This is a genomic window from Cytobacillus sp. Hm23, from assembly GCF_051842895.1.
Classification (GTDB): Bacteria; Bacillota; Bacilli; order Bacillales; family SM2101; genus Nanhaiella.
This window is the reverse complement of sequence record NZ_JBPXRQ010000076.1, coordinates 1-10,495: the sequence shown is the minus strand read 5'-3', so window position 1 is coordinate 10,495 and position 10,495 is coordinate 1. Positions and strand designations below refer to the sequence as shown.

General features: G+C 31.1%; 15 protein-coding genes. 9 read left to right on the top strand and 6 right to left on the bottom strand.

Annotated elements, in window-relative coordinates; translation table 11 throughout:
* Window positions 1-105: 105 nt before the first annotated feature.
* The 3 genes from ACSVDA_RS24295 to ACSVDA_RS24285 all read right to left on the bottom strand — a co-directional run bounded on the left by ACSVDA_RS24295 (window position 106) and on the right by ACSVDA_RS24285 (window position 2,775).
* Complete coding sequence (locus tag ACSVDA_RS24295; RefSeq protein WP_485886934.1) at window positions 106-1,134, bottom strand: radical SAM protein; 1,029 nt, start codon at window positions 1,132-1,134, stop codon at window positions 106-108.
* A gap of 16 nt (window positions 1,135-1,150) precedes the next feature.
* On the bottom strand, window positions 1,151-2,140 hold the full coding sequence (locus ACSVDA_RS24290; protein ID WP_485886938.1) for a radical SAM protein: 990 nt from the start codon (window positions 2,138-2,140) through the stop codon (window positions 1,151-1,153).
* A gap of 203 nt (window positions 2,141-2,343) precedes the next feature.
* The gene (locus ACSVDA_RS24285) at window positions 2,344-2,775 is read right to left on the bottom strand and encodes a hypothetical protein (RefSeq protein ID WP_485886932.1); all 432 of its coding nucleotides are present in this window, start codon (window positions 2,773-2,775) and stop codon (window positions 2,344-2,346) included.
* Window positions 2,776-3,131: 356 nt separating this feature from the next.
* Between ACSVDA_RS24285 and ACSVDA_RS24280 the strand changes: the two genes are divergently transcribed.
* Together ACSVDA_RS24280 and ACSVDA_RS24275 are read left to right on the top strand one after the other, a co-directional pair.
* Window positions 3,132-3,329 (top strand): N-acetylmuramoyl-L-alanine amidase family protein, encoded by a 198-nt coding sequence (locus ACSVDA_RS24280; RefSeq protein ID WP_485886936.1) that lies wholly within the window; start codon window positions 3,132-3,134, stop codon window positions 3,327-3,329.
* A 233-nt stretch (window positions 3,330-3,562) separates the two neighbouring features.
* Window positions 3,563-4,021 (top strand): hypothetical protein, encoded by a 459-nt coding sequence (locus ACSVDA_RS24275; protein ID WP_485886930.1) that lies wholly within the window; start codon window positions 3,563-3,565, stop codon window positions 4,019-4,021.
* A 160-nt stretch (window positions 4,022-4,181) separates the two neighbouring features.
* On the opposite strand, the gene ACSVDA_RS24270 is transcribed toward ACSVDA_RS24275, so the two are convergent.
* Window positions 4,182-4,370, bottom strand: coding sequence for a hypothetical protein (locus tag ACSVDA_RS24270; RefSeq protein ID WP_485886928.1), 189 nt, complete (start codon window positions 4,368-4,370; stop codon window positions 4,182-4,184).
* 185 nt (window positions 4,371-4,555) lie between these two features.
* Complete coding sequence (locus ACSVDA_RS24265) at window positions 4,556-4,846, bottom strand: hypothetical protein (protein WP_485886926.1); 291 nt, start codon at window positions 4,844-4,846, stop codon at window positions 4,556-4,558.
* Window positions 4,847-5,244: 398 nt separating this feature from the next.
* On the opposite strand from ACSVDA_RS24265, the gene ACSVDA_RS24260 reads away from it, so the two are divergent.
* The gene (locus ACSVDA_RS24260; RefSeq protein WP_485886924.1) at window positions 5,245-5,445 is read left to right on the top strand and encodes a cold-shock protein; all 201 of its coding nucleotides are present in this window, start codon (window positions 5,245-5,247) and stop codon (window positions 5,443-5,445) included.
* 113 nt (window positions 5,446-5,558) lie between these two features.
* On the opposite strand, the gene ACSVDA_RS24255 is transcribed toward ACSVDA_RS24260, so the two are convergent.
* Window positions 5,559-5,930, bottom strand: a complete 372-nt coding sequence (locus ACSVDA_RS24255; RefSeq protein WP_485886922.1) for a hypothetical protein — start codon at window positions 5,928-5,930, stop codon at window positions 5,559-5,561.
* Window positions 5,931-6,293: 363 nt separating this feature from the next.
* Between ACSVDA_RS24255 and ACSVDA_RS24250 the strand changes: the two genes are divergently transcribed.
* The 6 genes from ACSVDA_RS24250 (at window position 6,294) to ACSVDA_RS24225 (ending at window position 10,361) form a co-directional block, all read left to right on the top strand.
* On the top strand, window positions 6,294-6,998 hold the full coding sequence (locus tag ACSVDA_RS24250) for an HNH endonuclease (protein ID WP_485886920.1): 705 nt from the start codon (window positions 6,294-6,296) through the stop codon (window positions 6,996-6,998).
* Window positions 6,999-7,147: 149 nt separating this feature from the next.
* Window positions 7,148-7,330, top strand: coding sequence for a hypothetical protein (locus ACSVDA_RS24245; protein ID WP_485886918.1), 183 nt, complete (start codon window positions 7,148-7,150; stop codon window positions 7,328-7,330).
* Between the two features lie 11 nt (window positions 7,331-7,341).
* Window positions 7,342-7,806, top strand: a complete 465-nt coding sequence (locus ACSVDA_RS24240) for a C40 family peptidase (protein WP_485886916.1) — start codon at window positions 7,342-7,344, stop codon at window positions 7,804-7,806.
* A 136-nt stretch (window positions 7,807-7,942) separates the two neighbouring features.
* On the top strand, window positions 7,943-8,350 hold the full coding sequence (locus ACSVDA_RS24235; RefSeq protein WP_485886914.1) for a hypothetical protein: 408 nt from the start codon (window positions 7,943-7,945) through the stop codon (window positions 8,348-8,350).
* Between the two features lie 452 nt (window positions 8,351-8,802).
* The gene (locus ACSVDA_RS24230) at window positions 8,803-9,564 is read left to right on the top strand and encodes a hypothetical protein (protein WP_485886912.1); all 762 of its coding nucleotides are present in this window, start codon (window positions 8,803-8,805) and stop codon (window positions 9,562-9,564) included.
* A gap of 467 nt (window positions 9,565-10,031) precedes the next feature.
* Window positions 10,032-10,361 carry a YolD-like family protein gene (locus tag ACSVDA_RS24225; RefSeq protein WP_485886910.1) on the top strand — a complete coding sequence of 110 codons (330 nt, stop codon included), beginning with the start codon at window positions 10,032-10,034 and terminating at the stop codon, window positions 10,359-10,361.
* Window positions 10,362-10,495 lie beyond the last annotated feature (134 nt).

Here is a 10,495-nt window from a genome sequence, read left to right as displayed (position 1 = left end):
CTTGAATTCTTGAGTAAAAGTACGGCGTGATCTTTTTGTCATGTAGATTCTCCTCATCAATCATATAGTAAGTTCATTCTACTTGACCTTAAAATTTCTGTCTAACTAAGTGTAGCCAAGCCAGTCTCTTATCATCATACAAGGATACACTCTACTATTAGAAGATACAAAGATTTGTCCATATAGGCAGTTATTATATTTACTAAAATATGGAGCAGTAAAAATATTTATTGGAATTTCTCTTTGACTAGGATTCATCATCTCAAATTGTCGTTTTTTAGAATAATAACTGTTGGTAGGATATATATAAGTAGTTTGATAATTTCTTTTACCTAGCGTTGATTTTATTTCATCTATTGATAATTCATTAATTGAGGAAACAATTATTGAAACAGTATGAGGTATTTTTAACATATCAATAACATTAAAAGCTTCCATAATGTTGTAAAAAGCTCCCTCATCCTGAGTAGTTTGTATAAATTGTTGTTTTTCCACACTTAGGATTTGCAATGCCAAAGATACATTTTTTCTTTTCAAGAATTCCCCCCTACTCTTATCTAGTAAAGACCCATTAGTGAATATTGTAACTTCAATTTTGTTGTCAGTGAGATGAGTAATGAGACTTTTAAGTAAATCCCATCTTATAAAGGGGTCTCCGCCACTAATAAAACATTCTTTAATTCCAAGTTTAAGACTTTGATCAATAATATTTATCCATTTTGAGTAGTCTATTTCCTGTTTACTTTCCCACTTTTTACACCCACAACTTTCGTACACTGTGTTTTCTTCAGTACAAAATAAGCAATTTAGATTGCATTTTCCTGTTAATTCAATGACCAACCTATTAAGTTTAAAAGGGAATAAATTATCATTTTGTAATGTTGCTTTATTAGTTGTTTTGATTCTCTCTATGTAAACGTCCTTATTGAAATAATATCCTAAATTTTGATTAATCAAATACTCCATTATATGAGAAGAAGTTTCTTTATCTACCTCTTTGTTATTATATATATTTTCAATTAATATGTTATCGTTATCACTGAACGTATGTTTTTTTCCAGTTAGCATATCAATAAGTATAGATTCTTTTTCTCCTTTTAGTAATGTTACCTCGGGATTTAACTTAAAAAACATTAATACTTTCCTCCTTCTAATCTCTTATTTCTCGAAACAAGTCTGGGTTGTTTTCCATTATCGAATAAAATGTGGAAAAAGAATTGATAATGCCTTCTCTGAAACTTGTACAAAATTCATCTTGTATTTGAAATCCTTGTCCATCTATCTCAGTAGATACATAACAGAGGTTACAAATATTCTTCAAGTTGCAGTTTTCACATTTCTCCAATGCTTTAAAAAAGTCATTCATATATTTAACCTGCTTTATTAAATCTAACCCTTCTTCTACATTCCCCACAGGGTATGAAGGATTGATTTTTTCACACATATGAAAATCCCCGTTAGAATCCACAGCTAATTTATTGATTCCAGGAAAACAAGTACCTCGTAATTCATTATTGTTATAGGCTAAATTCATCATAGGTTCAAAGATTACACCTTTTAAAACCGTCCTTGAAAAATTAGTAGAATTTTCTTCAAAATCTTTGGATTTAGCTTTTTCAATTAGATCCATAAGAAATTTTTTTCTTTTATTAATCATAGAAGGTTTCATTTGAATACTGTCATAATAATCAGTATTCATATCACTCACTCTCGTTACTCGCTGGATTCGTTTGTCTATTTCAGTATTTTCTGAGAAAAAAGCGTCTAACTTTGTAAATTCTGTCAAATTATCGTAAGTCATCAATATACCGTATGGTAATACAGGCTTTTTCATTTTCATTTTTTCTTTAAACATTTTTTCTATTAAAATTAAATTATTAAATATCCTATCAAAAGTACCTCTATTATTAATTGTTACTCTATTTCGATCATGATTTTCCCTATCTCCATCTATACTAACAGAAATGGAAAAATTATTATCTAGCATATAGTTTATCTTATCTTCGGTTAATAAATACGCATTAGTAGTTATAGAGAAAAATATATTATCTAAGAATTGTTTGTAAGTATTCTTCGTATATTCTACTGCATTTTGTATAATTTTCCAATTCAACAATGGTTCTCCACCGTAAAAACTAATAGAGAATCGAATTTGTGGATTATATTTTTATATCTATTGGTATGGAACTCACTTATGATCAGACCTTACATACTCCATATACACTGGCTCAATCGGATATGCTCATGAACATTCCACGATAAAATTGGTATTTTATTGTGTGTTTTCAACGAAATGCAAACGGTCGCCCTCAACAGAGATAATTTCATCTGAGGGCTATTGAGCTACTGATTAGGTAACGACGTACTTATACATCTCTCTATTGTTCTAAATGAATAGTTAACTTTACAGTTTTCCCCTCCACCACCAGTGCATATAGCAGTAATATCGGTTACATTTGCATACGAAAAACTTATAACGTTGTTATCAGGATCGTCTGCATTGGCTGGTGGAATAGTTCGAATGATTTCCTGGTTATTTGAAGTAAATGTAACTTCAAGTCCGCACTCAGTTGTAGACTCAGATAATGATATCATTCCAAATAAAGTACCACTAGTATTTGAGTTATAAATTTGAATTTGAGTACCACACTTAAGACTATACCCACCACTAAACTCACTAGTCATTACCGGACAATCGCAGCAAGCAGCCTTTTCTACGTTGGTAAGTGTCTTAGTGCTTCCACAACAAGCGGACTTAGAAACATATGAATTCATTTTATTACCTCGTTTCATAGTTTGTTTGCGGTATTATATGGTTAATTAACTAATTTTGATTAGGCAGATGAGTAAATAATTTACGGAGGCGTCACCAACAGTAAACCTCAACTTACAATGAACAATGTTAATCTTACTGAAACGGTGTTTTCTTATCAGCACCATCTAAAGTGCTCCAAAATCCACCATAAAATATGCCTTTTATCGTGAATTAGATTGTGAATGCTAATTACAAAGCCTTATATAATAATGTTTATAGCATGTATAATTTCACAAAGTTTCAAGAGATAGTCCGAGTGACTCTCTTTTTTTGTTTTGAGAGGAGGAGTACACAATGTCATTGAAAGTCAAACCAGATAAAATTAATTCATAAGCATCTAATAAAAGGTAATCCACAAATTAATCAAGGTGTTAAGAAAGGTAATCATTTATGGGTTATTCGAAAAACAATAATGCCTTCTGTATTAGTTGAATGTGGCTTTATGGATAACCTTGAAGAAGCTTTATTAATGATTAACCCCAATTTCAAAAAGAGTGCGCTATCGAAATTCTAACAATTGCATCCTTTGTTGTTGGGTTAAAGTAGAGTCCTGAAATACTGTCTTCAAGTTTACCTTTTGTTTTCGACACGCCTTCAAGTGGCCATAAAAGTTGGAACTAAACGACTCACTAATCATTGTTTTCGGTAATGACATTTGTATAATGTAGACAGTTGTCAGTTGCGCATTTAAGTAGTCAGGCATTCACTAATTAATAACATCTTAATACTCGAAGGGAAGGAAAATCTATGTCTGACTGTCAGTGCAAAGAGAAGGGAAACAATAAAATATCTTGTAATTGTCAATTTGGGGAATTTACATTAAGTGATGGTATGACAGGGTCAGTATTTAATCCTATAATATTAACAACGGATACAATAAACGTGACTGAGAAGGATTGGGTTGCAAAGATTGATACTATGGTAGATTTAGAAGTATCTACCAGCGCTCCTAATGCTTTTGGAGTACTTTATTTAATTGAACGTATAACATGTGGGAATTCTATTACACTATGTAGTTTTCCTGTGTCAGATGAAAGACAGGGGAATTTCACATTAACTCCAAGCTATACAGTATGTGACACACCACCTATAGGATGTCATACGTATCGATTCTCTATTTTAGATAATAAATGCGCAATAGCATTTTTAATACTTAAAAATACTTGTCGATGTATTAACGTCACTACATTTCAAAAAAATAAGTAAACATAAAAATAGCCCTACTCTCCTTAAATTCAAAGAGTGGGGGGCTGTTTTCATGTCTTCATGCCATTGTAATACATTATATGTTCTCATGTGTTTTGGTGCAATCAAAGAGAGAAAAGTTGTTAAACACAATTTCTATTATGATTCCTATCTTTACTTATTAGATCGTGTTGTTAATTTTAGCAATTGTATTTAATAAAAGTAACCAAACCAAAATGCCGCTAATCATACTAAACCAAGCAAAATATTGATTCTCTCTTTTCAATAATGGAAACAACGCTATTAAAACCGCACCGATTCCAAACGTAATTACTATAATTAATTGTTCTGTAAACTCATGAAAAAACATTAGCTCCCCCTGATTCCTATTAATAAAATAAGCACCTTAGTATCACATGTGTTTCCTTAATAGGTAACTATCCTTAACGTAGTCCAGATAGCATTTATTATCTTCTTACGCCATATTGTGGAAGATTGATATATTTGATAAACACCTTAAATTCAGAAGAAAACTTCGATAAAAGTACCCTTCTGCTAAATAGATTCAAATTTCTTCCTAAAAATTCCAATAAGAAGAATAACGAGTCCGATCAAGAATAGAAGTGGAAACATTACCATAAGTAGTGCTACCCCAGCAAAACCATCTCCTGCTCTTATAGCAAACAGAATGGAAACAACCCACGATAATAAAGGTGCTATCGATATAATTGTAGTTATTCCCCAAATGATATATTTCTTTTTCTTCGATTTTCTATAACTTAACTTATAAGCTACTATTAAGGTCAATGTTAAAATAATTAGTGCAATTGCTATTGGATTTTCCATTTTACATCCTCCCTAAACGAAAATAGTCCATAGATATCCGCCCAGTATTTTCTACTAAATTTATTCTATATGATATTTCCGTTTTAGGCTATTAACTTCTAGCTATAATAAAAGGTGTCTACTAAACATATTGTCCATTAAGTTTATTAGGAAAAATATGCCTTAGCTTTAAATGTTGAAATACACTATAAAATGGATATTTTATTGTGTATTTCAATAGTAACTTTTTGTAAATAAACCTATCTAATTTAAGCTAATAATGGTATAGTTAAATCCATTATTGTTGTTACAATTATTATTGTTGGAGAAAAGATGATATATATGCTTTTACCATTAAGTAATAGTTTCGAGCAAGAATAGTAATACAAAGTGGGAGTATCCACACAGGAGGAAACAAAATGGCACAAGGTAAGGTAAAATGGTTTAATGCAGACAAAGGTTTTGGATTTATCGAAGTTAACGGAGGAGAGGATGTATTCGTACATTTCTCAGCAATTCAAGGCGACGGTTTCAAATCACTTGAAGAAGGTCAAGAAGTTTCTTTTGATATCGAAGATGGAAATCGCGGCCCTCAAGCAGCAAACGTTCAAAAGTTTTAAAGAAAAATTAAACCACCTAAATGATAGGTGGTTTAATTTTTTATTGCAGACAAAAAGTGCCGTATCACTAGTAAAAAAAGCCATATTCTGGCTATAGTTCATGATTCTGTTTCTTAACCTTCATGAAAGAGTATTTTTTCAAACAAATCTTCAATTAAATCTTCTGATACTTCTTCATATTCTTCAGATCCAATATTAAATCTAAAGTAACCATCTGAATGTAAATTAACTTTAAAAGTTGCCCTAACACTTGAAGGATTGTCCTTTTTAAATTTCCTGAATTGCAAATGATTTTGTGTAATTTCAAATGAAATAATACAATCAGGGAAGATAATATTATTTTCAGCAATTCTAACTTCCTCTATTTCATGTTGTGATAACTCACCATTTATTTCTTGAATAACCTTTCTAAAATTCGTCTTTATTAATAATTCATCAAATGGATTACATTTTTGTTTAATAGCATATCTCTTCTTCCAACTCATTACATCATCTCCCTTTTATCAACTATATTCAACAATGGGGAGAAAATACTCTTAAATTGTCAATTATCTTTTTAAAATTTATATTCGCATCACTTATCACCATTTTCTGAAGTGTAATCATTTAAATCAGCATTTATTGTTTCTTCAGTTGTATTTAAGAAAACACTTAAATTATGTAACTCATTTACTATAAAATTGTCATTTTATTTTATCTGGTATCCAATTTATAAATTGATTTTCCCTTTCTCATCATAATAATTATCAACTCTCACACTTAATAATTGTATGAGCCCTGTTCAAATAGTATAAAAAGTTCAACGAGTTGTGATACTGAAGCTAAAAATGCTAAGGATGGTAAGATAATTGAATTATTGTATAGCATGGCCGGGGTATTTAGATAAAGATGGTTATTGTCAAATAAACTCAAATAAATTGGGTACTCTACGAGCTGCACGGATTGTTTTAGAGGAAAAATTGAATAGAAACATACGGAATGGACATCAAGCTCACCATGTTTGTTACACTCGAGACTGTATAAGTCCATACCATATTGAAGAAAGGTCAATGAGGGATAACATTATGGACAGATATTTTAATGATAGACCAGAAAATGATAAAATCGAACTTACAAAAAAAGATGTGTATTTAGTATTTTATTTACTGACTAAAAACATAGCCTTGAAGAAAATATCTAATCTAATCAAAGTTTCAATACATTCTAGTACCAATAAAGCAATAATAGATATACCAATTGAGGTTATTCTTTTCATCAGAGATTTCTCTGTCTGGAGCTATATTCATTTATTTAATTGGGAAAAAGTTGAAGCATTACTTGTTCTTGATACTTTTTTTCCATATGAGAAATGTATTGAGCCTGATTGGGGAGGAAATAACCATAACTATTCGGTTGTTCAAAAAGATAAAATTCAAATACCTGCACACATCTTTTTTTACAGACTACATAATAAACGGCCTATCCCTGAAGGTCAACTAGTTAGACATATGTGTGATAATAAAAGATGTATAAGACCACAGCATCTTGCACTTGGCTCAATTAATGACGGTTGAATGTAGAAAAGAGAAAAAGATTATAACTGACTGGAATTTTATTTAGGTGATGAGTGATGATGAATCTCAATGAGAAATTTTTCGATGCAATAAAGAAAACAATTTATAGCGTTTTACATAAAGAAGGTTTATTAAAATGAGATTGGCATTTGTGTGTAATATACGAGATTATTTCATCTACAAAAGTCAAAGTAATCGTTGATGGTGGCTCAATTCCTCAGACAGTGAGTTGTAACCCTGATGTAAGCTTTGATGTTTCTGATGAAGTATGGGTGTTATTCGTCAATGGCAATCCGAGAGATCAATTTGTGATTAGTAAACGATCATTATAGGTGGTGTTATTTTGGATTTACAAGAATTTGATATTGTGGCATACAAAGGAGAATCGTTAATTTCTAAGATTATAAGATTCTCTACTCATTCCCCTTATAGTCATGTTGCTTTTGTACTTGATGACCTACACGTATTGCAGCTTAATTGGAACACTCCTACTGTCGTAAAACACCTAGAATATAAACCTCACCAATATGATGTCTATAGACTAAAACAGGCGTTAACTGAAAAAGAAAGTGATCGTGTTCGAAGGTTTATTTATAATAAGTTAAATAGTAAATATGACTTTAAGTTTATTTTCAGTCGGTTACTCTATCTATTATTTAATACTAGTCTGTATAACTCAAAGAAACCTTATAATTGCGATGAGTTAATAGTAGATGCTTTTATAGGTATGGAACTCACTGATGATCAGACCTTACTTACTCCATATACACTGGCTCAATCAGATATGCTTATGAAAATTTCACGATAAAATTGGTATTTTATTTTAAATGTCTTATTTAATGCAAGATTTGAAATTTCGTTGTCATTTGGAGTATATAGGTTACATTTCTCATCGAAAAACAAATGGTCGCCCTCAACAAGGGTTCGTGTAAGGGCGATTGTTCATGATAATTTACGTAGAAATTGGAGTCGGTGATGCAGGAGGAGCAGATTGGGTAATACACCTTTCTGAGGTGAAAAATTCATATCCACCGGTACAGAAACCGATAGTACCTGTAGAATTACAAGAAATTGTAATCAATGTTACATTTCTCGTCGAAATAAAAATTGAATTCTCCCTGAAATCTACAGAAGGATCAGCCACTGTCGGAATACTCAGCGGAATATTATTACCGTTTGAGACAACGGTAATACTTAAAGCGCAAGTTGATGTAGTATCTAATTCAATAACACCGTTTACAGTTGAGTTTGCATTACCAAAGAAGATAGTATACGGTGGATCACCGCAAGCAAGGTTGAAACTTCCATTTGTATTGCCTGTAAATGCGGGACAATCACAGCAAGGAGCCTGATCTTTAGAGACAATTTTTGCACTTCCGCAACATGACGTAGTTGTTTTATACGCACTCATTTTACTACCTCTTTTCATAGGTTGTTTGCGGTATTGTATGCGCAGTTACATATTTTCGGTTAGACGGATGGGTAAATAATTTTCGGTGACAATGAACAACAGTAAACTTCAACGTACATCGAACATGTTATTCTTACTATACGATGTTTTTCTTATCTGCACCATCTGAAGCACTACGATAAAATATACCTTTTATTGTATCCTATCTCACTTCTGGAATAACATAAAATGTACTACCTTTGCTTATAAAAAAAGGATAATAATAGTTTTTGTTGAAATATTAACATAGTGTTAGAAATGGATATTAATGATATTTATAACTACAATAGACTAAACTCTATTCCAATCTTTCACACTAATTTATGTTTCAACGGGAGTGAGGTGTAGTGAAAAATGAGTAAAAGTTTTTTTCCCTATAATAAAGACATCCTGTTAGCATTAATTACTTCAATTGTAGGTTACATGGTTTTAATATCAACAAATAGAGTAGGATTAGTCGATATAACTATTGAAGCCATTTTGTTCTCTATAGCTAGTATTATTGGATTTAATGGCTATCGAAGATCTTCAAAATCAATTAATAAACACTTTAAAAAATTCGAGTTATTTTACGGTATAACATATTCAATAGCTGTAGTCTCATTTATTATTGGTATATATTTTTTTATTAACAACCCCACTATTCTAGAAATTGAACTTGCAAATGTAACCGAAAGCACTCTACTAATTATTATGAGTTTAATTAAATCATCTTCCTTGATATTTTTAATTTTTACATGGATCTATTTTTATAAGTATCTAAAAATAACAGAATCTCCTAGAAAAAATATATTAATATTCTTTTCAGGGTTCTTACTTTATTTGATGTTATCAGTAGTCATTTGGTTTATTACAAATGATACAAGTGTGTTAAGCTTAGGGATAGTTGTTGGGAGTGTAATTGGTATCTTTGCAATGATTGCACAAGATAAACGAACTAGATATCTGACTATCATTTTTACCGTATACAGTAGTATCCACTTAGTTGAATTTTACATGATGGGGATTGGAAAAAGTTTAGCGAGTGGATTAAATAACCCTATATACTGGGGAGTCACTGTGCTATATTTTTGTGAAGTAAATAGATGGATTAAAAATGAAACTTCAGATGGATAGCTGTTATTGGAACAAAAATTAAAATTAATAATACTAGAGATAGTCCTAGCGACTGTCTCTTTTTTGTTTTGAAAGGGTGTGTACGAACTGGAAAACAATCTCGCGGCAAAATTTGGTGTAATTGAAGAAAAAACAAACTCCAATACAAAACGAATTGAAAATCTTGAAGACCTATCTCAAGAAATGATTAAGCTCTCTCAAAAACCGATAATATAATTTCAAGTTTAAAAAGTTCTTTTCGTATGCCTTAAAAAACAATAATCAACTACAGTTTCCTTTCCTACATCAATCACTCTAATTGCTCTTTGTGCAATATTTCCCTTTTGATCTAATAATAATTAACGGTGAATGACAATTGTGCTTTTTTAATAAGCATCTCCTTATGTCTTATTAAATACGAACACACCTTCTGATTCAATGTATTAATCGAACGTATTTTCGTATATAATAAATGCAGAGGTGATATGTTGAAAGATCGAGGAATTATGAAATGGATGCCAGCATTTATACAACCGGAACATATGAAGATGATGAAAGAAGCAAAGGCTGATTATTATAAGGTGCAAAAGCCTGTATTAGATGAGCATGAGATTGAGGAAATTAATAATACAATCTTGGAAGCTATGGAGTTTACACAAGAAGTGACTGTAACGTATTTTGAAGATGGAGCTTTTAAACCGTGCATGGGATATATTCATTTTGTAGATCAACTCAACAAACATATAAAAATAGTGGATAAATTTGAAGAAATACACCGTATAAGATTCGAGGATATAATAAACGTCCAAATAATATAACAGCCCCACATGCTTTAAAGTGTACCCTTTGTAAAGGACAGTTTTAAAAAAGCCTAGGCTACATTAAGAAGGTGATCTCTGTATTGAACAGGGGTCATCCTCTTTAAATTCCATTGATATCTGTATTTATTGTA

Excerpts from the sequence above, each read along its gene's own strand:
- ACSVDA_RS24295 (WP_485886934.1), bottom strand. The coding sequence starts at position 1,134 with ATGTTTTTTAAGTTAAATCCCGAGGTAACATTACTAAAAGGAGAAAAA.
- ACSVDA_RS24285 (WP_485886932.1), bottom strand. The coding sequence starts at position 2,775 with ATGAATTCATATGTTTCTAAGTCCGCTTGTTGTGGAAGCACTAAGACA.
- ACSVDA_RS24275 (WP_485886930.1), top strand. The coding sequence starts at position 3,563 with ATGTCTGACTGTCAGTGCAAAGAGAAGGGAAACAATAAAATATCTTGT.
- ACSVDA_RS24270 (WP_485886928.1), bottom strand. The coding sequence starts at position 4,370 with ATGTTTTTTCATGAGTTTACAGAACAATTAATTATAGTAATTACGTTT.
- ACSVDA_RS24265 (WP_485886926.1), bottom strand. The coding sequence starts at position 4,846 with ATGGAAAATCCAATAGCAATTGCACTAATTATTTTAACATTGACCTTA.
- ACSVDA_RS24260 (WP_485886924.1), top strand. The coding sequence starts at position 5,245 with ATGGCACAAGGTAAGGTAAAATGGTTTAATGCAGACAAAGGTTTTGGA.
- ACSVDA_RS24255 (WP_485886922.1), bottom strand. The coding sequence starts at position 5,930 with ATGAGTTGGAAGAAGAGATATGCTATTAAACAAAAATGTAATCCATTT.
- ACSVDA_RS24235 (WP_485886914.1), top strand. The coding sequence starts at position 7,943 with ATGATAATTTACGTAGAAATTGGAGTCGGTGATGCAGGAGGAGCAGAT.
- ACSVDA_RS24230 (WP_485886912.1), top strand. The coding sequence starts at position 8,803 with ATGAGTAAAAGTTTTTTTCCCTATAATAAAGACATCCTGTTAGCATTA.